Genomic DNA, 24955 nt, shown 5'->3' with positions numbered 1-24955 from the left:
AGTTCGCGCCAAGCAGGGCCGTTTCCGCCAGCCTGTGATCCAGCCGTGACGGGGTTCTGGCGCTTCTCTGCAGGATATTTCACCGCCGGCCATCCCCCGGTCCGGACGCTTGAAATGCGGGCAAACCGTCGACGTCATTGACGCGAATTCGCGATTGCCGCCAAAGTTGCGCGCCTATCCGGCATTGGCTGTCAGCGGCAGTCCTGTCTTGATCATCAACCGCGGCCAGGTGGCCCAGTCCCGGGAATTTCTGATGAAACGAATGCTCGCCATCCTGTCAGCCCTCCTGATCTCTGCCGCGCCAGCTTCGGGCTGGGGCAAGATCGGTCACCGCGTGACCGGGGCCATCGCCGAGCGATACCTGACCGACGAGGCGCGCGCGGCAGTGCGCGACATCCTGGGCGTGGAAACGCTGGCAGAAGCGGCCGAATGGGCGGACTTCATGCGGTCAAACGACGAGGAATTCTGGCGCAATTCCAGCAGTTTACACTATGTCACGGTCCCGGTTGGCACCGCCTATGACCCGGCAAACGCGCCGCAATCGGGCGATGCGTTCACGGCGCTGGAACGATTCTCGGCCATGGTCGTGGACGCGGATGCACCGCTGGAGGACCGCCAGCTGGCCTTGCGGATGATCGTGCACATCATTGGTGACCTGCATCAGCCCTTCCATGTCGGCAGCGGCGAGGACCGCGGCGGTAATGACGTGACGGTGGTGTGGTTCGACACCGTTACCACGCTGCATCTGGCCTGGGACGAGGACATGGTCGAGTACGAGCAGTTGTCCTACACCGAGATGACCGACTGGCTCGACGCCCGGATCACGCCCGAACTGGCTGCCGAATGGATGGATCCCGATCCGCTGGTCTGGATCGCCGAAAGTGCGGCGGTGCGGGACTCGCTTTATCCCGACGACGCGGAACTACGCTACGACTATTTCTATGAGCACCGCGACCTGATGCGCCTGCGCCTGTCGCAGGGCGGGGTTCGCATCGCGGCCTATCTCAACGCGTTGTTTGCCGAGGAGGTGGAATAGGGGAGGGGCGGGGTTACAGGCCGAACTTGAACAGTCTATCGTCGCCAGCCGGATCGTTCATGGTCGATCCAGCTCCGAATGGCCGGCTTAACAGCAGGCGTTGCCCGCGTTCGACAGCGACCTGGAATTCATGCCGTTCCGCCATCCGCGTCGACACCTGCAGGAGATAACGCCCCTGCTCGAGCAACCCGCGGGACAAATAGACCATGCCCTGCAGCTGCATGGCACTGATCCGGCTCAGCCGTAGCCCATGATCAAGCGAAACTGCCAGGGCCTCCTGCGCGCATTCGCCGGCCAGCTTGTTTTCACCTTGGGACAGGTGGATCGTGCCCCGTGCGGTCGCGGCATAAACCTGTAGCCCATACAGCCCCATGCGAATGGCGTAATCGTGGGCCGTCTGTACCCGGGCAAGGGCTTCGCCCATCAATCCCTTGTCAGCCGCAAAGGTTCGCGCCTCGGCAATCCGGGAATAATGCAATAGATCAAGATACTGTCCGGACTGGGCGGCTGCGATGGAATTCTCCAGGGCCCGCCGCGCCCGCTTCATCCGGCCGGTTGCCCGTTCAAGATCGCCAAGATACCGCTCGAACAGGGCGACGCCCCGCAGCCGTTCATTGTGGTTCAGGACTTTCAGCGCGGCCTCATAGTGCTTTCGTGCGCGCTCGAAGCGGCCCCTCTGATGCAAGATACGCCCGAGATAGCCCTGTGCCGCCGCCGCGACGTGACTGACGTGTTCCTGCTCCGTCCAGCTGTCCGGTTCACGCCTGGTTTCGGAACATTCCTGGTTCCGGATCCAGCGCAGCTTCGTCCGTGCGGCCTTGAAATTGCCGCGCCGCACATCCGCGACGGCCAGGTTCAGGCTGATACGGGCGGCGTTGAATGTTCCCGGCTTGCCTTCGATTTTACGGTTCTGAACTTGCGCCTTGTTCAGGAGCGCGTAGGCATCAAACAAGCGGCCCTGTGCCAGCGCTGTGACGCCACGTTCGTTGTAGAGCCATACAATTTCGTCCTGATAGTAGGCCTGGAGCGATATCTTCGCGGCGTCTTCCTTTGGCCATCGCTGTGCGGTCATGGCCAGATCACGCAGGCGGGTCAGGTGTGCATCGAATACGGTGGCGTGGTCACCTGACATCGTCTCATTGAGCGCGGAAACGCGGGACAGGTTCGAGACTGACAGCGACGACCTCACCAGTCCCAGCGCGGCGCGCAGGGCCATATTTGTCGTTTCTTTTCGAAAGGATTCGTCGGCACCGCGCCAAGTGTCGGGTCTTGCCAGTGCGCGCGCCAAGCTTGTTACAAAGCGGAACTGGTCGGCATCCAGCGGTAGCTTGTCCCGTGGCTGGGCACTGTAAACCGAGAGGTCGTAGAGATTGACTTCACCGCGCCCGCGGCTGCTCCCTCCGAACTGACGCAAAAGATAGCTCCGCATTTTGCGGTGGAGGGCGTAGCGGGGTTTGCAGACTGACTCGCTGCGAAACTCTTCGTCCGCCTTGTTGCGGGGCTGGACCGGAATAACCAGAACGCGGGAAACCATGAGGGACAAGACATGACTGACGATGGTTTCGCGCCCTTTGCATGAGCGAATGTTCTGAAGTGTGGGGTCTATTTCTTTATTCTTATTTGGAATAGCCGCCAGGGACTGAAGAAAGGCTGCTTCATAGGATTTGAAAACGTCGACAATACCCGGGCATACGGTCAGTACGGCGGCCTCGACCGGGGCATCAATATAGGCGAGGTGGCGCAAGATCATGTTTTCGAGCGCGTTGTGGGCCCGCTCTGTCGTTGTTTCGGGGCGTTGCGCCTCGGACGTGTAGCACTCGATCACCTTGCCGATAATCTCGTCACAGGCTTTCATCGGCGGGGAACTGGCTGCCAGCTGGCGCAGCATCGAAATCCAAGTTTTGGCGGATGCATATCCGGTCTGGGATTTCTTCAGCGCTGCGAAGAGCATCGCCTGGATATAGAGGCAGCTGCCCGTGTTTTCGTAGATGAAAGCGATTGCGTCGAGGAGCGACTGGATTTCATTCGGGCGTTCAGTTTCCTGTTTTCCACCGGAACCGCCGGTTTCGCTTTCGGGACGATGGAATGCGGCCTGCTTTGCCCGGAGCAGCTCTTCGAAACTCACGGCGAGCCCGAGAGCTGCCTCGCAGTTCCCGAACTCGACCGGCATGAAGTCAAGCAATCCGACCCTGCGCGCGGTTGACGACGCCTTGTCGTCCGAACCGTTTTCGAGGGCAGCGAGTTTCTCAATCTCGCGCAAAAGCTTGCGATCCGGCAGCTTCCTGGCAATCAGTATAACGTCAACAGGCGCATCGGTGCGGCCCAGAAGCGCTTTGAAAAAGGCTTCGACTTCCTTTGTCAGCGCATTGCCGCGTTCATTGAAGAAAATATCGAAATTGTTGACGACAATGACCTGCCGACCGGCCTGTGCTCCGGTACGTCGCTCAAGAGCACCTATCAGCCTTTCAATTCGCGACCGGGTTCCACTCTGTGTTGTATCAGTTGACAGCCCGGCTTCGGGATCCGTCGGATTCTCAAGAAATCCGACAATACCTTCAAAGATCGCGGAAAAATCGGCCGAGAAGGCGGTATTGACGAAGTAGGCTTCGGTGTAGGTGAAACGGCTGAAATGCCGCCAGTCATTGAAGATCTGGAGTTGATGGAAAAACAGGCCTTTTCCGCCACCTTCGGGTAGCTGGACGAGGAGTGTCCGGCGGTCGTCACCGAAAACCTGCAAAGCCTCCTTGAGTGCGTCCCGGCGCGCATTCCAGGCAAGGCCGGCGGGGAAGGTGATCCCGTCTGACAATGACACGGTGCGCTGTACATTTTTGTCCCACTTCACCCTCGTGAATAGTCCGTGACGGACATAAGATTTCAGTTTACGGTCTGTTTCGGTGCCTTCAGGACTGTTATTGACCTCATTGAATTCCGCTTGCCTTGCCAGCGGCGTTTCCTGCCAGGTTTCCCACCAGTAGTGCCAACAGGCGCGCAGATATTCGAGCTCGTGATCAAGCGCGATAGTGATGACCTTTTCGCGAAGTTTCTCGACAAAGTCCTGATACTCGATGGTCGCTTCGCGGTGTAGATGCGCTTGGCTTGAACACCCGGGTTTGCCGAGGATTGCCTGTCTGAATTTGTGCAGGAGAAATATGAAAGCGTCGCGATCGATTCGAATTCGGGCGGTTCGCGGCAGGCACTGTCGAAGCCACGCATGATACTCGCTGGCGACACTGGCCAGTGTCGTATTGACGTCTATGTCCGGCAAGGCAGCCTTAAGCTGAAAACCATTGGCACGCATCACCGGGAAATCCGGAATGCCGGCACCGGATTTTGGGAATTTCTCAAAGAATGCCCGCAAACGGTTATTGGTCGGCCAGGGCCTGCGGCTTTCTACCTTTTCGTCTTCACCCTTCAGGGCATCTTCCAACGCTGCAAGGACTTCCACCTCCTCGCCCAGTTCGGCGACGTCTGATGGTTCCGGCGTTTCTCCCTCATCGAAAGGCCGAAACAAGGGGTGAAAATTTTTCTGGAGGTCTCCGGAACTATGACCGGCCAGACTGTCTTCCTCGTGTGGCCGGGCACCGAAATAAATCGTCTGAACCGAATACCGGTTGAACAAGTTGACCAGTTCGATGTCCCGGTCCTGCTTGTTTTTCATCGCCGGCATAAGGGCGAATACGGGACGGGCCGTGTCGCGTCCGCGCTTGGTCACAAACTGGCGTAGCGGACGCAAGAGATCCGCCTCGCTCAGGCCGGACCCCACAAACAGGACAGAATTGCCTTCGAAAACGACATTCAGCGCCTCGTCGAGTACCCGCCGCGACGCATCCGTATTCATGTAGGTTGCATTATAGTCCGTATCCCCGAGGACCATGTGCTGCGGGGCGTCAGCGCGGCCATGCAGGTGGAAAATGTCGGCATAGAGTTCCGAATTTCCAGCGGCGAATTCTATCAGTTCAGCGGCTGTGCCCGGTTGCAAGACGCTGGATCGGCTTTCGTGCCCAGACCGGCTGCGTCGGCGGAGTGTCAGCGCACTGAGATCGGGGCCGTTCCCGCTTGAGCGCTGCTCGCCTTCGACAACCCGATGAGCGCGTTGGGGACCCTTGGACAGGGCATCGGTGAACGCACCGATCAAATAGTCACCATGTTCAAGATAGCGTTCGATTTCGAAATCGTAATTGGTCGTCAGAAATCGGCGGATTTCCAGGCCGGTAAACAGCTTGGCGACCGGATCCACGATGGGCCGCGCGAAATAGAGCCGTTCTGATCGATCCTCTACGCCTTCAAAAACGCTTCCGGCAGCTGGTGTGCCTTGTTGCGGGTTCGGGGCAGCCGTGCCGGTGTCGTTGGCAATGGCCTTCCATGTGCTCTCAGCTAGTGCGTGTTTTTCGACCAGGCTGGTGATTGCCTGGTGGCGCGCGCGAATGGCACCAAACAGGACGGCAAAAAAGCTGCGCCTGTCAGACCGAAGAACATTCGGTGCTTTTCCCGGCGGACCGCTTGTCGCGTGCGGGTGGGGGACCAGGAGGGCATGATTGGCTTCTGGAGACAGTGGTGCGCCTCCGCCTGGACCGTCGCTTGCTTGGCTGCCGTCGATCCGCTTCGCCCGGGCCGCGTCTTTCTCAAATTCCTGCTTGATGCGATCAAACAGCCATTGTTCAGCGTCGCTGCCCGGTTCACCCGTATCAGGAAACTGTTTGATCAGCTCATCAAATCGATCCCTGCTGTAGAAGTTTCGGAACGCTTCCTTGCCAGGCTCGATTTCGGAATGTCCAGGCTTATCGTGGCTGGGGCAGATTGCGTTGATCTCGGTTTCGCAAAGCAAAGGACTCAGCGTTGGTTCGTTGTCATCCTTACGCAATGAACCCAGGTGCCGGATACGGTTTTCAAATTGCTCGCGAACATAGCGGTCATTGTCGCCGATCTCCCTTGCAAGGTATTCGCGCAAGGGAAATTTGGGCGGGCCATAATAGCGCGTGATTTCCTGTTCCAGCCGTTCGCACAGGTCGAGCGCGAGCATGTTTGCTTCAGCCTCACCCAATGTATTTCTTTTGGGGTTGAGGGCGCTCAACGTCTTGTTCAGCGAACGAATGACCGGGTCGCCACTGGCCTTGACGTTGTTGTCGCACTCATCTGGCTGACCATGTTCCTCTCGCCTGAGTTTTAGTAACTCACTGAGAATATGTTTTTTCGCAAGCCGGACCAGTTGGTTCCAGGTCACATGGCCGTAAGCCATGCTGAGGCCGGCACCGGAAAACACGACGACTCGACGGATATTCAGGGCTCGATAGAAGTTGCGGCGCGACGATTGGCGGATCCGGTCAGCCGACGGCGCGGTGCGCGAAATGTCGCCTTCAATTTCCGTCAACGTGCATCCCCCCGGATACGACCCAAAATTGTCAGGGAGACTAGAACGGACGCCCTTGGCAATGCCAGACTTTTCCGCCCTCAAGCGTATCGGAATGAACTCCTTCGCCTCTAAACCGACCCATCGGCCGCCGCCGGTGAAGCATTCCCACGCCCCCGGCCCGGAGCTCCGGCAGGGCGGATACCGAAGAAAAGCGCGTACAAAACCGGTACCGCGACCATGGTCAGGATCGTGGCGAAGGTCAGTCCGCCGATAATGGTCACTGCCATCGCCTGGAAGAAGGCGTCAAACAGAAGCGGTGCCATGCCCAGAACGGTTGTCGTCGCGGCCAGTAGGACCGGTCGCAGGCGGCTGATGCTTCCGTCGCGGACGGCCGCATACCGATCCGTGCCAAGCGCGATCCGCTGATCGATTTCATCGACCAGCACGATCGCGTTCTTGATCAGCATGCCGGACAGTGAGAGCAGGCCGAGCAGGGCGGTAAAGCTGAACGCCACACCGGTCAGAAGCAGTCCGATGACCACGCCATTGACCGCCATGGGAACGATCGCCCAGATGATCAGCGGCTGACGCACTTTCGCGAACAACAGGAAGGAAATGGTCAGCATGATGATGAGGGTGAAGGGCAGCTGGCTGCCGAGCGCCTCATTGGCATCGCGCGAGCCTTCGTATTCGCCACCCCATTCACGCTGATAGCCATCGGGCAGGTCGACGGCGTCAATGATGGCGCTGAACCGGCCGAATGCCTCCGCGGCGGTTTCCCCTGGCAACGGATTGGCCTGAACCGAAATGGTGCGGACCCGGTCGCGGCGCTGGATCAGGGCTTCCTCCGACCCGAGTTCGAAACGCGAGACGACCTGGGATATCGGCACATAGGCCTGTTGGGCCGGGCTCCAGACCAGGCGGTCCTCGAGATCGCTGGCCCCGGTCCGTTCGTCGGCCGGAGCCCGGGCAATGATCGGAATCAGGGTTTCACCATCGCGATAGACGCCGATGCGGGCCCCGTCGGTGGCAAAGGTCATCATGTCGGCGATGTTCTGACGTGTGACGCCCGTCGTCTCGGCCCGCGCACGTGTGATGACCGGCCGGATGACCGGCGTCTGGTTGCGCCAGTTCGTGCGGATGTCGATGACGTCGCCATCGGACTGCAAACCGCTGACGGACTGATCGGCCAGTGCCCGCAGGGCCGCCGTATCCGGTCCGGAGAAGCGGGCTTCCAGCTTGGCACCGGCGGCCGGGCCAAAGACGATCCGGTCCACCCGGGCTTCCACGTCGGGAAACCGGGAGCGGACATGGTCGAGTATCTGGCGCTCCATGTCGTCGATGAGATCGATATGGCCCGTCCGCACGATGATCTGGGCATAGGAAGTCGACGGCTGTTCAGACGTGTAGGTCAGCATGAAGCGCGTCGCCCCGGCTCCAACGAAAGTGTCGAACTGGACGGTTTCCGGGAGATCGGAGACGAACGTGCCGACGTCGCGGGCGATCTGGTCGGTCCTCAGGATGTCGGTGCCTTCCGGCGTCTGGAGGTTCACGAAGAAAATCGGCGTGTTCGTGTCCGGGAAGAAGGACTGCCGAACCGAACCGAAGCCAACATAACAGGCCATCGTGGTGGCGATCAGCAGCGCCAGCACGCCCCAGCGCCACCGCAACGCTCTCACCAGAATGGCGCGATAGGTTGAAAACAGCGGACCCTGATAGAGGGCGGCCTCGTCGAGGTCCTCGTCTCCGGCCGCAATCGCCTGCTGCCTCTGGGCACCGAACAGGGCGTGGCCAACCATGGGTACGACCGTGACCGCCAGCACCCAGCTGAGCAGCAGGGAAATGGCGATGACGGCAAACAGGGAGAATAGGAACTCGCCGGTTGAATCCGGTGACAGGCCGATACCGGCAAAGGCCATGATGCCGATGACCGTCGCCCCCAGCAGTGGCCATTGCGTGCTCTTGACGGCATTCTCGGCGGCTTCCAGGCGGGGCAGGCCCCGGCGCACGCCCATCAACATGCCTTCCGCAACGACGATGGCGTTGTCGACCAGCATGCCCATCGCGATGATCAGGGCACCGAGTGAGATCCGTTCCATCTCGATGCCGAACATATTCATGAAGAAGATCGTGCCCGACACGGTCAGGAACAGGGCGGAGCCCACTGTCAGGCCGGCCCGCCATCCCATGAAAATCATCAAAACGCCGATGACGATACCGATCGACAGGGCCAGGTTGACCAGGAATTCGTCGATGGATCGCTCGACCACCGCGTGCTGTTCGTAGATGGGGTGGATATTGAATCCGAGCGGCAGACGGGCTTCGAGCTCCTGCAGCCGGGTTTCCACGGCGCGGCCAACATCAACGATATTGGCATCTGACTGGCCGGCAATGCCCAGTGTGAAGGCTCGCTCATTGTCATGATAAATGAGGCTGAGCGGCCGTTCGACCGGGGCCCGGCTGACGGTTGCGAAATCCGACAGGCGCACCGGATCGGCCCCGTCACCCGGTGTCACCAACAGGTTCCGGATCGCGTCAATGCCGGAGAGGGTTTGCGGGATGTCGAGACGGACATAGCGTCCGCCCATCGCGGTATTCCCGGCTGAAACGACCGTATTTTCCGTTCCGATCGCCTCGAGCAGTGTGACGTAGGAGACACCCAGCGATGCGAGCTCCTCCTGCGGGACGTCGATATAGATACGCTCTTCGGGCTCGCCCTCGATCGCGACGCGGGCCACGCCGTCGACCACCAGCAATTCCCGGCGCAGCATTCGGGCGACATCGCGGATACGGTCATCGGAATAGCCGTCTGCCGTGACGGCATAGAAGATACCGTAGGTATCCCCGAAGTCGTCATAGACCACCGGTGTACCGGCACCCGGCGGCAGCGCCGGGGCGGTGTCGCTGATCCGGGCCCGGACCCGGGTCCAGATTCCCGGCAATTCGTCACCGTCGAACGTGTCTTCGATCACCACGTGGATCTCGGACATGCCAGGTGAGGATTCCGAGCGAATTTCATGAACTTCGGCGAGCTGCTGAAGAGCGGTTTCGAGCTGTTCGGTGACCTCTTCCTCGACCTCCAGGGCCGTTGCGCCCGGATAGGGGGTGAAAATCACCGCTTCCTTGATCGTGAACGCCGGGTCTTCCAGGCGGCCGATGCTGAAGAAGGCCTGCATGCCGCCGAGCAGGCAGAACAGGATCACGATCCAGGTCAGAACGGGGCGTTCGATGGAAAGGCGCGCGAGCGAGATCGCCGCGTTCGGTCGGTTCTCGGTCATGGTGGCCTATCCGCGCGTGGCCGGGGCATCGAGCGGGCGCACCGCCATGCCGTCCTGCAGCGCACTGACCCCGGCGGTGACAATGGCATCTCCGGCTTCGATGCCGGCCGTCACGCGGATTTCGTCATTGGTGAGTTCGCCGGTGGTGACGGTGCGGCGCATGACCGTGCCACTGGCATCGTCATAGACGAATACGATCGGACTGCCGTCCGGCGCATAGCCGAGCGCGCTGACCGGGACATGCACATGACCGGGGCGGCGCGTCTCCGATGACAGGTCCGCGTAAACCGTTGCCGACATGCCGGGCAGAATATTGGCCGGGATATTGGCGGGCAGGGCGAAGATGCCGCGATAGGTCTGTGACGAGGAATCCGCTTCGCTGACAAGTTCGCGCGGCTCCAGGCGGAATCGCTGATCGGGCAGGAAGGTGAAGCTTGCTTCGATACTGACCAGGTCGTCGGCGTTGAACGTGGCGATCAGGTCTTCGGCGATCGGTATGGAAATCCGCAACTCGCTGAGGTCCTGAATCCGGGCAACAGGCTGGCCGGGGGCCAGGACGGCGAAGTCATCGACCAGGACGCGACTGACCAGCCCGCTGAACGGGGCGGTCAAGGTCGCGTTCTGCAGGTTCTGGCGCGCATTCCCGAGCGCAACGACGCGCAGGTCATATTCGGTCTGCGCGGACTCCCTCGCGGCGGCCGAGGCGATACCCCGTTCGAACAGGGTTTGCTGGCGCTCGAGATTGGTCTGGGCCTGCTGAAGCTGGACGCGCGCTTCGCGTTCGGCCCGCTGGAAGTCGTCCAGCACCAGCTGGGCCACGCGATCGCCTTCGGCGACCTCAAGGCCGTCGGTCACGTCGAGCACCGCCAGTTGGCCGCCGACCTGAAAGGCCAGATCGACCGAGCGCCGGGCTTCGACGCGTCCGACAAACTCATAGCGGCGTTGCGGGCCGATCAGTTCGACCGTTTCGACCTGCACGAGCCGTGCTGGCGGGGCAGCGTTTTCCTCGGGTGCGCCGCAGGCGATCAGCGCAATCGGCAGCAGGCCGACTGCCAGCAGGGATTTCAGGGTCATGAGTGCAGTGTCCATGTCATGTCGATCAGGCGCTCGCGGATCGCGTCGCGGATATCGGGTGTGAAGACGTCGAAGCCGAGCAGGGCGCGGTGATGAAGCCCGTCCAGCGCGAGCATGATGATCTGGGACATCACCGGGTCGCTGGACCCGTCTATGAAACGCTGGTCGACCTCCCGGAGAAGCCTGTGCGCAGGCTCAAGCCGCGCAGGTTCCTCGCTGATCGCGGCAAGCAGCGCCTGGGCGACCTGTTTCTGGTGATCGTTCTTGACGGACATTGCCCTGGCGATGTGCGGCTGGACCGGTTCGCCGGCAGCGCGCGCCGTGTCCTCGGCCATGGCAAGCTTCTCCTCGAAGCTTTGCACCATCCGGAACACCATGCCGTCGAGCAGGGCGCTCTTGTTGGGGAAGTGATAGAGGACACCGCCTTTTGAGATACCGCTGCGTTCCACGACAGCATCAATGGTCAGACGGCGTGCGCCGGATTCTGCGACCACTTTCTCCGCGGCGTCCAGAATCGTTTCGCGCGTGTCATTTCGGGGTTTTTGTTCGGTCATCGGTATGGGTCCGCTCAGTCGAGCGGCACGGACTATACCGTCCAGATGGTACAGTCAATACCGTCCAGCCGGTACAGTGAGTTTGACGGCTGGCGACGCGGCAAGGCCCCACAGACTAGGGTCATGCCTCCAAAACCAGGCAGAATCTCAAGAGCGGAAAGTGGCGGAGAGGATGGGATTCGAACCCACGATACCCTTTTGAGGTATACTCCCTTAGCAGGGGAGCGCCTTCGACCACTCGGCCACCTCTCCACGGACGGTCTTAGCCGTCCTTTGCGTGCATGATCAAGCCGCGCGTGCGGTCTTGCGCAGGCCATGGAAGAGATGACAATGGATTTCTATTGGTAGGAAATTTCAAATTAAATATACTGCAATGAGACCATTTTACCCTAATAATCCAGAGATTCTATGCATGCCATTAAAAATAATTTCTATGCGCGTGTCGCCTCGTATTGTTGGTGTGGATTGTTTTGAATTTAAGTATGCGCCGACATTCCTAATACCCTGAAGGTTTAAGATCATTCCTGTAGTTCTTAGTGCGGGATTCCTTAAGGATGAAATCATTCGCTCAGAAGAAGTGGGGCTCCTATGAGCCAGATGGTTTCGGATTTTTATCCAAGCGCTAATTTGCGCCTTATCTCTTGAGCTTATTGTTGTAAATTTATCGGAATGCGCACTAATTAGCCACCTTCGAACTATTGATTTGATGTGGTCGTAGTCACGGAAGCTCATATTGTTGTTTTGGGTTGCCAATGATTTTACCGTTGTAATATCGAGGTGGCGAGGCGGAGAAAGGGATCCATATAATCTGAATATACTTATATTATTATTGCTTAATTCTTCGATAATCCTTTGTTCAAGGTATTTATTAAATTGTGTAGAATCGTTATTTATGTACGATGCGATAATATCATTTAAAAAAGCCTCCCATAATACAGCGGAATTCAGAAAGGACATTTCGGCGATTTTATTTTTATCGTTGCGAGATGCGGTTTTTATTAACCTCGTATATAGAGATTTTACAGAATCTAATTCACCTCTGAAAACACTTATTCTATCGGGTATTCGTATTTTTCTCATTTTAGGGTGTTGGGGGCTTGTTGTTGGGATTCGATTAGTTTGTTCGTTCTGGAAACAATATATCAGGTAGTGAATTAGGGTAAATCTAGGAGTGAAAAAACCAGCAAGGCATTTCTACCCGCACAGATGCGTGATTCAAATGGTCACGAAAATGCCGCTGTCACGGCACTAGCCGGATGGCCCGCGCCCCTGTATGAGGCGCGCCCGAGAGCCGTTTCGTCCCAGAAAGTCCATTCCATGTCCGCATCCGCCGCCAAGCTGCGCAATATCGCCATCGTCGCTCACGTCGACCACGGCAAGACCACGCTCGTTGACCAGCTCCTGAAACAGTCCGGCACGCTTGGCGACCGCGCGGAAGTCTCCGAACGGATGATGGATTCCAACGACCTGGAGAAAGAGCGCGGCATCACCATCCTCGCCAAGAATACGGCGGTGACCTGGGGCGACTGGCGCATCAACATCATCGACACGCCCGGCCACGCCGATTTCGGCGGCGAGGTGGAGCGCGTCCTGTCGATGGCCGATTCCGTGTTGCTGCTGGTCGATGCGGTCGACGGGCCGATGCCGCAGACCGCCTTCGTGACCAAGAAGGCGCTGGCGCAGGGGCTGAACCCCATTGTCGTTGTCAACAAGGTGGACCGGCCTGGTGCGCGACCCGACTGGGTGGTTGACCAGACGTTTGACCTGTTCGACCGGCTGGGCGCGACCGACGAACAGCTCGACTTCAAGGTGGTCTATGCCTCGGCCCTGCAAGGCTGGGCGAGCCTCGACACCGAGGCGCGCGAGGGCGACATGATCCCGCTCTTCCAGATGATCGTCGACACCGCGCCGCAGCCGCCGGTGGACGAAAATGGTCCGCTTCAGCTGCAGGTCAGCGCGCTGGATTATTCCAGCTATACCGGCGTCATCGGCATCGGCCGGATCCGCCGCGGGCGGCTGGCGAAAAACCAGCCCGTCACGGTCATCGGCGCGGACGGCAAGACCCGCAAGGGCCGCGTCCAGCAGGTGTTCGGCTTTCACGGGCTGGAGCGCGTGGAACGCGACTCGGCCAATGCCGGCGACATCATCACCTTTACCGGCATCGAGGAGCTGAAGATCTCCGATACGCTCTGCGCGCCCGATGCGGTCGAAGCCCTGCCGCCGCTCAGCGTCGACGAGCCGACCATCGCCATGACCTTTCAGGTCAATGATTCTCCGTTCGCGGGCCGGGAAGGCAAATACGTCACCAGCCGCAATCTGGGTGACCGTCTGCAGCGCGAGCTCATTCACAATGTCGCCCTTCGCGTTCAGCAGCAGGATGACGCTGACAAGTTCAAGGTGTCCGGCCGGGGTGAGCTTCACCTCTCGGTCCTGATCGAGACCATGCGCCGGGAAGGCTATGAGCTGGCGATTTCGCGTCCGCAGGTGCTGACCAAGGAGATCGACGGCGTGCTGTGCGAGCCTTGGGAGAATCTCGTCGTCGACCTGCCCGAGGATGCCCAGGGCGCGATCATGGAAAAGCTCGGCATGCGCAAGGGCGAGCTGAAGGACATGGTGCCGGACGGGCAGGGGCGGGTGCGGCTCGACTACAAGATCCCGACGCGCGGCCTCATTGGCTTCCGGTCCGAATTCCTGACGGCGACGTCCGGTGCGGGCCTGATGTTCCACACGTTCGACCATTTCGCGCCGCGTGCGGCGGGTGAGATCGGCCAGCGCCACAATGGCTCGCTGGTCTCGATGGTGGACGGCAAGGCGCTCGCCTATGCGCTGTGGAACCTCCAGGAGCGCGGCAAGCTGTTCATCGGCCACGGCGCGGAAGTCTATGAGGGCATGATTATCGGCATTCACAGCCGCGACAACGATTTGCCGGTCAACCCGACCAAGGGCAAGCAACTGACCAATGTGCGTGCCTCTGGCGCGGACGAGGCGGTCGTTCTGACGACGCCGGTCCGCACCACGCTCGAATTCGCGCTGGAATTCATCAATGACGACGAGCTGGTCGAGGTGACGCCGAAATCCATCCGCATCCGCAAGCGCTTCCTGAAAGAGCACGAACGGAAGAAGGCAAGCCGCGCCGCGTCGGCCTAGGGGGCACGAGATGCCCCGCCTGAAGCGGGGCATGACGCAGTTAGATATGCGGAAATTTGCGTCATTCCCCGGCTTGTCCGGGGAATCCCGGGCGAACTAACCCTCACGCATCGGGCAGCATGGGCGCGCCGCCTGGGTTTTCCTGCACCAGAACCAGGTGCCCGTCCGGGTCGTGGAAAGCGAATTCGCGTCGTTCGTCGTCATAGCTGACCGGACCCCATTCGATGGGGATCTGGTCTTTCAGGGCGCGGTGCATGCGGCGGACATCGTCGACCCGCAGCGTGATCGTGCCCTTGCCGTCGCGAGCCGGCCGCGTCGGTCCCGGTTCATAAAGGCTCATCCGCGCGCCATTTTTCGCGAGGCGCAGGACGACGCGGCGGCCGTTTTCGGTTTCATGGCCCTGTTCGCGGAAGGCGAGCACGCCGCAATAGAAGGCCGCGGCGCGCTCGAGATCCCGGACCGGGATTTCAGCGGCCATTACTCGCCGCTGTCCTCCATCATGGCATCACGCAGACCACGGAATTCATTGCCCTCATACCAGTTCGGCCAGTCCTCGGAGTTGAGGATGCGCCAGCCGGTATTGGCCATCAGGGTGACGTCGCGGGCCAAGCCGTCGAAGTCCCAGTCGTGCGAGAATTCATCATCCGGCGCATGATAGGCGCGGGCCCGGTAGGCGGCCTGCATTTCCTCGCCATAGGCTTCGCCATGTTCGATGCTGATTGACCCGCCATCGGCGTAGAGCATCGGCACGCCCAGCTTGGCCAGCGAGATGTGGTCAGAGCGATAGAAATACCCCGCTTCCGGATTGGGGTCGGGTGACAGGGTCCGGTCCTGTTCCGCGGCCGCCTCGGCAAGGAATTCCTCGACTTCGGACGCGCCATATCCCACGACGACCACATTGCTAGTCGCACCGACGGGCAGCATGCCGTCCATATTGATGCCGGCGACGATCTGGTTGAGCGGAACCAGCGGATCAACGGCGAAATAGGCGGAACCGAGCAGTCCGGATTCCTCGGCCGTCACGGCAACGAAGAGGGCTGACCGTTCGGGCGCGTCACCACTGGCGAAGCGTTGCGCGATTTCGAGAAGGGCGGACGTGCCGGTCCCGTTGTCGACCGCGCCATTATAGATCCCGTCCTGGCCCTCGAACGCCGGCCGGCTGCCGATATGGTCCCAGTGCGCCATGTAGAGCACGTATTCGTCCGGGCGCTCCGAGCCGCGGACGACGCCCGCGACATTCCGTGAATCCATCTGGCGCACGCTGGTTTCAAGGTGCGCGTCGAGCGTGACGCCGTCGAGCTCGATCGGCGTGAATCCGGGCGTCTGGGCCCGGGTCTTCAGCTCGTCATAGTCGTAACCCACAGCGCTGAGGAGTTCGCGCGCGCGGTCGTTGTTGATCCAGCCTTCGACCGGGGAGAACTGCACGGCACCCTCGGGGCGTTGCAGGTCGAATTGCGGGCCTGACCAGGAGTTCTGGACGACATTCCAGCCATAGCTGGCCGGATCGGTCTCGTGAATGACGATGGCCGCAGCCGCACCCTGGCGCGCGGCTTCCTCGTATTTGTAGGTCCACCGCCCGTAATAGGTCATGGCGCGGCCATTGAAGAGATCCGGGTCTTCGGTCTCGAAACCCGGATCATTGACGAGGATGAGGACAGTGCGTCCTTCCACGTCGAGACCGGCATAATCGTCCCAGCCATATTCCGGTGCGACGACGCCATAGCCGACGAAAACGACGTCGGTGCCGGCCAGATCAATGACGTCCTCCAGCGTGCGGGTGCCGATCACGTATTCAGAGCCCATTGCCAGGCCCATCGGCTCGCCATTGATGGAGATGTCCATCGAAGACGCCGGCTCGTCGAGCGTGGCCTCGACCAGCGGGACTGGCTGGAAATAGGTGCCGTCCTCGCCCGCCGGCTCCAGACCGGCGGCTTCCATCTCGTCAGCAATCCACTGGCTCGCCGCGATGCCGCCGGGCAGGGCCGGGGCGCGGCCTTCGAACTCGTCGGACGCCAGAGTCTGGATACGCCAGGCCATGTCGCTGCCGGTGATCCCGGTCGACGTGTCGCAGACCGGCGGACGTGACGTGTCGGAATTGGCCAGCGACTCACCGGTGAAGGGTACGGTCGGGTTGTCCGAGCCGGAGTTGGCGTAGAGGGCTGCACAGCTGCCGTCCGCCGCCGCGCTTTCCACCATGTCGCCTGAGGCGACATCATCACCGCCGGTCCCGGCCAATGCGGTTTCCCTTGCGGGATCGCTGGCCGCCGTGTCGTCGGCGGGTTGGGAACAGGCAGCGGCCAGAAGGCCGGTCACCGAGATGAGCCAGAGATGTTTCATGTTGTGTTGCCCCCAATGTTTTTCACGCCCGTCGAGCGGGTGCCGGAATAGTTGCCTTATGTGTGCATCTCAGGCGGCCGCGCGCAAGGGAGGGCGGATGCCCAAATAGGTCCGGGCGAAGGGAGCCAGTCGAATTGCTGCCGACCCAAGGGGCTCGCTATCCAATCCCGCTTTGCGCCGTGGCCAGTGCGCACAGGTCCGTCATCCGCCAGCCTTCGGCGGTGTTGACGAAGCGGCAGCGGAAATAGTCCTGGCGGTGCGTGCCCCAGGGCGTGAACATCACCGCTTCCGGTGACAGGCCCATCGGCGGGCGCAGCGCGTCATAGCGGGCCCGCTGATAAACGACGATCTCGCGCTGTGTCGCCGGGTCGGCGACCGGCATGTCGAGGACACAAGGGGGCGGCTGGGTCAGGACGCCAAGCAGCGTCCCGCCGGTATAGCCCTGCGAGCCCCAGAGGTGATTGTTCAGATAAGGGTCGTTGCGCAGCAGTGCATTGCGCGCCGGGCCCTGAGCTGAGTTGGCGATCAGCGTCTGGCGGTCGCGGCCAATGACTGCGCGGAAGATCTGCATCTCCTGCGCGTTCGGTGCGCGGCACATCGGCTCTACGGGACCGGAAGTCGTGGCGCATCCTGCAACCGGCAAGAGGGCGGCAAGGGCGGTCAATGTATGGCGAAGCTTCGTCATGTGTTCTTCCGGTTGGCAACGAGATCGTCCACGACAGCCGGATCGGCGAGGGTCGTGACGTCACCCAGATTGTCGAACTCGTTCTCGGCGATCTTGCGCAGTATCCGGCGCATGATCTTACCCGAACGGGTTTTCGGCAAGCCCGGCGCGAACTGAATGGCGTCGGGTGTGGCAATCGGGCCGATTTCCTGGCGGACGTGCTGGCGCAATTCCGCCGACAACTCGGGGCTGCCATCGACGCCCTGGTTGAGCGTCACGAAGCAGTAGATGCCCTGGCCCTTCACATCGTGGGGGAAGCCCACTACGGCGGCCTCGGCCACATCCTTGTGAGACACGAGCGCGCTTTCGACTTCGGCGGTTCCGAGCCGGTGGCCCGAGACATTCAGGACGTCGTCCACGCGTCCCGTAATCCACCAATAGCCGTCCTCGTCCCGTCGCGCGCCGTCGCCGGTAAAATAGAGGCCCGGATAGGTCGCGAAATAGGTTTCGAAGAAGCGCTGGTGATCGCCATAGACGGTCCGCATCTGGCCCGGCCAGGAGCCGGTGATGACGAGATTGCCGCTGGTCGCGCCGTCCAGGAAATTGCCTTCCGCATCGACGAGGGCGGGCTTGACCCCGAACATCGGCGTCGTCGCCGAGCCGGGCTTCAGGTCTGTCGCGCCGGGCAGGGGGGTGATCAGTGCTCCGCCGGTTTCGGTCTGCCACCAGGTGTCGACGATGGGGCAGCGCTTCTCGCCAACCACCTCGTGGTACCAGGTCCAGGCCGCCGGGTTGATCGGCTCGCCGACCGTGCCGAGCAGACGCAGCGATTTGCGCGAATGCTTCTTCACCGGCTCGTCGCCAAAGCGCTCCAGCGCGCGGATCGCCGTCGGGGCGGTGTAGAGGATTTCGATCTGGTGCTTGTCGACGACGGCCCACATCCGATCCGGGCCGGGATAGGTCGGGACGCCTTCAAACATGACCGTCGTCGCGCCGTTCGCGAGCGGCCCGTAAACGATATAGGTGTGGCCGGTGACCCAGCCGACATCGGCCGTGCACCAGTAAATCTCGCCCGGGCGGTAGTCGAAGACGTATTCGTGCGTCATCGAGGCCCAGACCATGTAGCCGCCGGTTGTGTGCAGAACGCCCTTCGGCTTTCCGGTGGAGCCCGACGTGTAAAGGATGAAAAGCGGGTCTTCCGCCTCCATCGGCTCGGGCGGGCAGTCGAGGTCTACGCGCTTGGCGACGTCGTGATACCAGTGGTCGCGCCCTTCCGTGAAGCCGACCTTGCCGCCGGTGCGGCGGATCATCAGGACGGCCTTGACGCCCTTGGCCTTTTCCAGCGCCTTGTCGACATTGGCTTTCAGGGGGATGGTTTTGCCGCCGCGCACGCCTTCGTCGGCGGTGATGACGAATTCGGACTGGCAGTCCTCGATCCGCCCGGCAATCGAGTCGGGCGAAAATCCGCCGAAAATCACCGAGTGGACCGCGCCGATGCGCGCGCAGGCGAGCATGGCATAGGCCGCTTCGGGAACCATGGGCATGTAGAGCGTGACACGATCGCCCTTTTTCACGCCGATGGCCTTCAAGGCATTGGCGAAGCGGCGGACCTCATCATAGAGCTGGCCGTAAGTGATGCGGGCGTCGTCGGCCGGATCGTCGCCCTCCCAGATGATGGCGATGTCGTCCTTGCATTCGGGCAAATGCCGGTCGACGCAATTGGCGCAGGCATTGAGCACGCCGTCCGCGAACCAGTGAATGTGGAGGTCGTCCTTCGTCCAGGAGACATCGCTGATTTGCGACGGGGCCTTGATCCAGGAAATCCGCTTCAACTCCTCGCGCCAGAAGGCTTCCGGATCCTCAACCGACTGGCGGTATTTCATCGCATAGGCATCAGCCCCGATCTTCGCCCGGCGGGACCAGTCCTTCGGTACGGGAAGGCGGGACGGGAAGTCGTCGGCCATGGCGGTGTGTCTCCTGATGCGGGATGGATGGACGTACCCTAGCGCGATCCGAGGGGCAGGTCACAAGGCGTCGAGCGGAATCTTGATGTAGCGTTGACCGCTTTCGTCGGGCGGGGGTTTCTCGCCGGCCCGCATGTTGATCTGCACCGATGGCAGGATCAGCTGGGGCATGGCGAGCGTCTTGTCCCGCGCGGTGCGCATGGCGACGAACTCGTCTTCGCTGACGCCCTCGCGCACATGGATGTTGCCGCGCTTCTGTGCGCCGACTGTCGTTTCCCAGGCAAAGCCGTCGCGGCCCTTGGTCTCGTAGTCATGACACAGGAACATGCGGGTCTCGTCCGGCAGTTCGTAGAGCCGGTGAATTGATTGGTAGAGCTGGCGGGCATCGCCGCCCGGGAAGTCGCAGCGGGCCGTGCCGAAATCGGGCATGAAGAGCGTGTCGCCCACGAAGACCGCGTCACCGATCAGAAAACTCATGCAGGCCGGCGTATGGCCCGGCGTCCAGATGGCGCGGGCCTCGATATTGCCGACCTGGAAGGTCTCGCCGTCAGTAAAGAGGTGGTCGAATTGCGAGCCATCGGCACGAAACGCAGCCTCGGCCCCGAACAGCTTGCCAAAGACGCGCTGGACCTCGCGGACATTCTCGCCAATGGCGATTTTCCCGCCGAGCTGGGTCTTCAGCCAGGGCGCCGCCGACAGGTGATCGGCGTGGATATGGGTTTCGAGGATCCAGTCAACGGTCAGGCCCGCCTCGCGGACGTGATCGGCCACGCGCTCAGCATGGGTCGTCGCGGTCCGCCCCGAGGCGGCGCAATAGTCCAGCACCGGATCAACGATGGCCGCGCGCCGGGTTTCCGGGTCGGCAACGACATGGCTGACCGTATTGGTGCCGTTGTGAAAGAAGCTGGTGACGTCGGGCCGGTCCATCATCCCTGTCCTGGCTGGCGGTTGTTTTATCAGGTTGCACAAGAATCGACACTGGCGAAAGATGGGGGCGCATCAATCAAAAGGGGGAATCGCGCGATGACGATGGGCGGACTGGACGATCTCGAACCCAATGAGGTCCATGACCTTCTGAAAGCGGGGAAGATCATCCTCATTGATGTGCGCGAACCGCGCGAATACGGCACCGAGCGCATTCACGGTGCGCTATTGCACCCTCTCTCCACCCTAGAGCCGGCCGCGATGCCGGTCGATGCCCAGCGCCGGGTCGTGCTGCACTGCGCGGCCGGGCGCCGGTCCGCCATGGCGGCGATGCGCTGTCAGGATGCGGGCGTGCATGTGGATGCCCATCTTGCCGGAGGGCTCGGAGCCTGGAAGGCGGCCGGCCTGCCAACGATCGAGATCGACCCAGAGACCGGAAATATCGTCGACAAGGGGTAGGGGCTTTCCAACCCGTATTCCTGTCTACCCGGCTGACCCAAAGGGGCAAGCCGGGGCCCTGAACATAGAGCGTGGCGTTTCGGCGACCGCATTTTCCTCTCCCCCTTGGGGGAGAGGATTGAGGTGAGGGGGTCAGGCAGGACTTGGAGCGACGCTTTGACCAACCCCTCACCCTGACCCTCTCCCCTTGGAAAAGGGGAGAGGGAGAAACCATAGGGTCCCGGATCGCTGCGCGTCCGGGATGACAACAATCTTTGAACCCCATCTCGGTGTCATCCCGGCCAAGCCGCGCGAGCGGTGCAGAGCCGGGACCTCGAACATCAAGCGCCCGGTTTCGGGTCCCGGATCGGCTTCGCCGTCCGGGATGACATGCTTCTTGGGTCACGTACTTAAACAAAATCAGTGCCTTAAGTCTCAACGTACGGAGCCCACTGAACAAATTTCATCCAATTCACACATGCCTGGTTGTTTTAGCGTGCTAAAACGATATATGTCGCTGCGACCTGAAAACAGCGGTGAACCCAATGACCGATTCAACCCCGCCCAAGCCTCGCCAGGCCCCCGATATCGACAGCCTCGCCGAGGCCTTTGTCGTCCTTGATAACGGGGCAGAGGCTGTCCGTTTCCTCAAAGACCTGTGTACACCGGGCGAGATCGCCGCGCTCGCCGAGCGCTGGCGCGTCGCGCGCCTGCTCGATGGCGGGGGCAAGACCTACCGCCAGATCGCGCAGGAGACCGGTGCCTCCACGGCGACGGTGACGCGCGTTGCGCGCTTCCTGATGCAGGAGAGCAATGAGGGCTACCGGCTCGTGCTCGATCGGCTTAAAGGGGCGAAACGATGAGCGAGGCGCGTCTCAATCTCGCTGTCCAGAAGTCCGGTCGGCTCGCCGAGGGCGGCATGTCGCTGTTGAAGCGGGCGGGCCTGCGCTTCGGGTATGGCCGCGACGCGCTGCACCGGCGCGCCGAGAACATGCCGCTCGACCTGTTGCTGCTGCGCGATGACGATATCCCGAGCTTCGTTGCAGGCGGGGCGTGTGACTACGGCATTGTCGGCGAGAACGTGCTCTATGAGGCGCAGGCGCGGTCGGAACGCTATGGCGGGCTGGAAGTCGTCCTCCGCCTTGGATTCGCCGGTTGCACGCTGAAACTCGCTGCACCCAAGGACGGGTCTGTGCGCGGGGTGGAGGACCTTGAGGGACGGGCGGTCGCGACGTCCTATCCGGGACTGACGCGCCGTTACCTGGAAGAGCGCGGCATCATCGCCGAGATCGTCGAGATGCGCGGCTCGGTGGAAGTGGCACCGCGCCTGGGGATCGCTGACGCGATCTGCGATCTCGTATCGACCGGTGCGACGCTCGAAGCCAATGGCCTGGCCGCCTTCGAGACTGTTCTGGAAAGCGAGGCGGTGCTGATCCGTCGCCGCAATGGCCGCAACGGTCCGGTGGCCGAGGTCGCTGCAACGCTGATACAGCGCGCCGAGGGCGTCATCGCCTCGGCCCAGACCAAATACATTCTCCTGAATGCACCGACGGCGAAACTGCCCGACATCAAGGCTCTACTGCCCGGTTCGGATGCGCCGACGGTGGCGGCTGTGGCGGGCCGTGATGATGTCGTCGCCGTCCACGCCGTCTGCCGTGAGCAGGTGTTCTGGGAAACGCTTGAAAAGCTGAAGGCCGCCGGGGCTCGCGCCATCCTGGTCCTCCCCATCGAGAAGATGATGGCATGAGCGCGATGCTGAAATCTGTCGACTGGGCCTCGCTGGACGCCGCAGACCGCGAGCGCCTGTTCGCGCCATTGCCGGCTCAGGCCGGGGCCGAGGCCGCTGCGGTGGAGATCGTCGAGGCGATACAGCGCGGCGGCGACGCGGCACTGCGCGATTATGCCCGCCGCTTTGATGGCTGTTCGGCTGAAGCCTTCCGGGTGCCACGCGAGGCGCTTACCGAGGCCCGGGCGACGCTGACCTCCGGTGACGAGGACGCGATCCGTGCGGCAACAGACGCGATCCGGCGCTTTCACGAGCTCCAGGGTCTGAAAAGTTATGCGGTCGAGACCTGGCCGGGCGTGACAGCCTCGCGGCGGGTCCTGCCCATCGGGTGCGCAGGCCTTTACGTCCCGGCGGGCAGTGCGCCCCTTGTTTCGACCTTGTTGATGCTCGCCATCCCGGCGCAGATCGCTGGCGTGCCCGAGATCGCCGTCTGCGTGCCGCCGGGCCGCGATGGTCAGGTCAATGCGGCCATCCTGGCTGCCGCAGACCTCCTCGGTCTTGAGAACATCTTTGCCGTTGGCGGAGCTCAGGCGATAGCCGCCATGGCCTTCGGGCTCGGAGGCGTACCGAAGGTTGACCGCATCTTCGGCCCGGGAAACGCCTATGTCGCAGCGGCGAAAACCCATGTTGCGCAAATGGCCGGTGGCCCGGCGATCGATCTGCCAGCCGGTCCCAGCGAAGTCATGGTCATGGCTGACGGCGAGGCCGATCCCGATTTCGTGGCTGCCGATCTCCTGGCCCAGGCCGAACACGACGCACTCGCGCGGGTGACGCTGGTGTCCGCGACCGAGGATGTGCGGCGTGCGGCGCTGTCGGCCCTGGAACCACGCCTCGCTGGCCTGCCCCGAGAGGCGATTGCCCGTGATGCGATGGCGGCATCGGTCTGTGTTCTTGCTCCCGGGGAGCATTGGGCCGATGTGGTGAACACGGCAGCGCCCGAGCACTTGATCCTGCACATGGCGGTGGCCAATGAATTCGCCGAACAGGTCCGCAATGCCGGGGCGATCTTTGTCGGTCCCTGGTCACCGGAATCGATGGGCGATTACGCCGCCGGGCCCAATCACACCTTGCCGACGGGACGGGCGGCGCGCAGCTGGTCGGGCGTGACGGTCGAGTCCTTCCAGAAGACAATCACCATGGTGGAGGCAAGCCGCGATGGTGCCGACGCCATTGCGCCCACGGTGGAGGCGCTGGCCGCGCTGGAAGGGCTCGATGGGCACAGGCAGGCCATGAAGGTGCGCCGACAGGCCGGGGAGGGCCGGTCGTGACGGGGTTTCTCGATCTTGCCGCACCGGCATCCCGGCAAGACGGGCTTGAAGACCTGCGGCTTCGCGCAGCAGCGTCGCTCGGGGTTCCAGCCGATAGCGTGGTACTGGCCGCGACGCCGGAGGCTTTCGCGCTGGCGGGCCTGGACGCGGCTGCTGCGGACGTGATTGGTCCGCCGGATTGTCCGGTCGCAGTGCTGTCGGTCGCGGCGATGGACGAGACGCCGCGTACGGTCGAGGCCACGCTGTCCTCGCTGGCGATCAAGACCGCGCTGGAGGCGCTGGCCCCCGTTGCGATGGCAGCGCGGCAGGAAAATGCCGCCCGGCAGATGGCGCTGTTAAAGGCTTGCGCCAATGCGCTGGAGTCCTGGCCCGAAACCGGCGCGGTACGCGTGTCGCGTGACCGGCTCGACATTGTCGCGGCGGACCCCGATGCCCTGGCGAACCGGCTGGATGCTGCCGGTATACGATACGGGTCCCGTGGCCAGGGCCTTCTCAGCCTTTATTGCGATCCCCTGGACCGGGCCGAGGCTTTGGCGGACAGGCTGGGGGTACGGCCCCCGCGCCGGGCGGTGCGCCGCCGCAAGACAGCGGAGACCGACATCACGGTTGCCATCGATCTCGACGGCGACGGTACGGCACAGATCGCGACGGGCATCGCCTTTTTCGATCACATGCTGGAACAGGTCGCGAGACATGGCGGCTTCGCTTTGCGCGTGACCGCATCGGGTGATCTCGATGTCGATGCCCACCACACGGTCGAGGATGTGTGCCTGGCACTCGGCGCGGCGCTCGCGGAAGCGCTTGGCGACAAGCGCGGCCTGGCGCGGTTCGGGTTCGAACTGCCGATGGACGAAGCGCGGGCCGGGGTCTGGATCGATCTTTCCGGCCGGCCCTATGCGGTGTTCAACGGGGACATCCCCGGCGACCGCGTTGGCGGTCTGCCGGTCGAGATGGTGCCGCACGCCTTCCGGTCGCTCGCCGAGGCGTTGAAGGCGTCGATCCAGGTTGATGTGTGCGGCGAAAATGCCCACCACATGACCGAAGCCTGTTTCAAGGCGTTCGGGCGGGCCCTGCGCCAGGCCATCCGGATTGAGGGCAACAGCCTGCCTTCCACCAAGGGCACGCTCTGACCGTC

Annotated in this window: 16 protein-coding genes and 1 tRNA gene; 7 read left to right on the top strand and 10 right to left on the bottom strand. The window is 61.9% G+C overall.

Features of this window, described 5'->3' with window-relative positions:
• Window positions 1–253: 253 nt before the first annotated feature.
• Entirely contained in the window at window positions 254–1036 is a 783-nt protein-coding gene (locus V0U35_RS08695) for a S1/P1 nuclease (RefSeq protein WP_330196306.1), read from the top strand.
• A 13-nt stretch (window positions 1037–1049) separates the two neighbouring features.
• Here the strand turns inward: V0U35_RS08695 and V0U35_RS08690 are convergent, their stop codons facing one another.
• The 5 genes from V0U35_RS08690 to V0U35_RS08670 all read right to left on the bottom strand — a co-directional run bounded on the left by V0U35_RS08690 (window position 1050) and on the right by V0U35_RS08670 (window position 11544).
• Window positions 1050–6404 (bottom strand): SIR2 family protein, encoded by a 5355-nt coding sequence (locus tag V0U35_RS08690; protein ID WP_330196305.1) that lies wholly within the window; start codon window positions 6402–6404, stop codon window positions 1050–1052.
• 110 nt (window positions 6405–6514) lie between these two features.
• Window positions 6515–9664, bottom strand: a complete 3150-nt coding sequence (locus V0U35_RS08685; RefSeq protein ID WP_330196304.1) for an efflux RND transporter permease subunit — start codon at window positions 9662–9664, stop codon at window positions 6515–6517.
• A gap of 6 nt (window positions 9665–9670) precedes the next feature.
• Complete coding sequence (locus V0U35_RS08680) at window positions 9671–10738, bottom strand: efflux RND transporter periplasmic adaptor subunit (RefSeq protein WP_330196303.1); 1068 nt, start codon at window positions 10736–10738, stop codon at window positions 9671–9673.
• A complete protein-coding gene (locus tag V0U35_RS08675; protein ID WP_330196302.1) occupies window positions 10735–11292 on the bottom strand; it encodes a TetR/AcrR family transcriptional regulator in 558 nt (185 codons plus the stop codon). Before V0U35_RS08675 ends, V0U35_RS08680 begins: the two co-directional genes overlap by 4 nt.
• 161 nt (window positions 11293–11453) lie before the next feature.
• A tRNA-Ser gene (locus tag V0U35_RS08670) sits at window positions 11454–11544 on the bottom strand.
• A gap of 1065 nt (window positions 11545–12609) precedes the next feature.
• On the opposite strand from V0U35_RS08670, the gene typA reads away from it, so the two are divergent.
• Window positions 12610–14439 carry a translational GTPase TypA gene (typA, locus tag V0U35_RS08665; protein ID WP_330196301.1) on the top strand — a complete coding sequence of 610 codons (1830 nt, stop codon included), beginning with the start codon at window positions 12610–12612 and terminating at the stop codon, window positions 14437–14439.
• A 103-nt stretch (window positions 14440–14542) separates the two neighbouring features.
• On the opposite strand, the gene V0U35_RS08660 is transcribed toward typA, so the two are convergent.
• From V0U35_RS08660 to V0U35_RS08640, 5 genes are all read right to left on the bottom strand, one after another.
• Window positions 14543–14917 (bottom strand): VOC family protein, encoded by a 375-nt coding sequence (locus V0U35_RS08660; protein ID WP_330196300.1) that lies wholly within the window; start codon window positions 14915–14917, stop codon window positions 14543–14545.
• Complete coding sequence (locus tag V0U35_RS08655) at window positions 14917–16776, bottom strand: M28 family metallopeptidase (protein WP_330196299.1); 1860 nt, start codon at window positions 16774–16776, stop codon at window positions 14917–14919. Before V0U35_RS08655 ends, V0U35_RS08660 begins: the two co-directional genes overlap by 1 nt.
• Window positions 16777–16933: 157 nt before the next feature.
• Complete coding sequence (locus tag V0U35_RS08650; RefSeq protein WP_330196298.1) at window positions 16934–17461, bottom strand: hypothetical protein; 528 nt, start codon at window positions 17459–17461, stop codon at window positions 16934–16936.
• Window positions 17458–19404 (bottom strand): acetate--CoA ligase, encoded by a 1947-nt coding sequence (acs, locus tag V0U35_RS08645; RefSeq protein WP_330196297.1) that lies wholly within the window; start codon window positions 19402–19404, stop codon window positions 17458–17460. Before acs ends, V0U35_RS08650 begins: the two co-directional genes overlap by 4 nt.
• Window positions 19405–19464: 60 nt before the next feature.
• Entirely contained in the window at window positions 19465–20331 is an 867-nt protein-coding gene (locus V0U35_RS08640) for an MBL fold metallo-hydrolase (RefSeq protein ID WP_373696392.1), read from the bottom strand.
• Window positions 20332–20427: 96 nt separating this feature from the next.
• On the opposite strand from V0U35_RS08640, the gene V0U35_RS08635 reads away from it, so the two are divergent.
• The 5 genes from V0U35_RS08635 to hisB all read left to right on the top strand — a co-directional run bounded on the left by V0U35_RS08635 (window position 20428) and on the right by hisB (window position 24950).
• A complete protein-coding gene (locus tag V0U35_RS08635; protein ID WP_330196295.1) occupies window positions 20428–20787 on the top strand; it encodes a rhodanese-like domain-containing protein in 360 nt (119 codons plus the stop codon).
• A 524-nt stretch (window positions 20788–21311) separates the two neighbouring features.
• The gene (locus V0U35_RS08630; RefSeq protein ID WP_330196294.1) at window positions 21312–21629 is read left to right on the top strand and encodes a YerC/YecD family TrpR-related protein; all 318 of its coding nucleotides are present in this window, start codon (window positions 21312–21314) and stop codon (window positions 21627–21629) included.
• Window positions 21626–22513 carry an ATP phosphoribosyltransferase gene (gene hisG / locus V0U35_RS08625; protein WP_330196293.1) on the top strand — a complete coding sequence of 296 codons (888 nt, stop codon included), beginning with the start codon at window positions 21626–21628 and terminating at the stop codon, window positions 22511–22513. The genes V0U35_RS08630 and hisG overlap by 4 nt, the downstream gene beginning before the upstream one ends.
• Window positions 22510–23820 (top strand): histidinol dehydrogenase, encoded by a 1311-nt coding sequence (gene hisD / locus V0U35_RS08620; RefSeq protein WP_330196292.1) that lies wholly within the window; start codon window positions 22510–22512, stop codon window positions 23818–23820. The genes hisG and hisD overlap by 4 nt, the downstream gene beginning before the upstream one ends.
• Window positions 23817–24950, top strand: a complete 1134-nt coding sequence (gene hisB, locus V0U35_RS08615; protein WP_330196291.1) for an imidazoleglycerol-phosphate dehydratase HisB — start codon at window positions 23817–23819, stop codon at window positions 24948–24950. The genes hisD and hisB overlap by 4 nt, the downstream gene beginning before the upstream one ends.
• Window positions 24951–24955 lie beyond the last annotated feature (5 nt).

This window comes from Hyphobacterium marinum, assembly GCF_036330325.1.
GTDB classification, from domain to species: Bacteria; Pseudomonadota; Alphaproteobacteria; order Caulobacterales; family Maricaulaceae; genus Hyphobacterium; species Hyphobacterium marinum.
The sequence above is the reverse complement of the archived record's forward strand: the minus strand, read 5'-3'. Positions and strand labels throughout refer to the sequence as shown.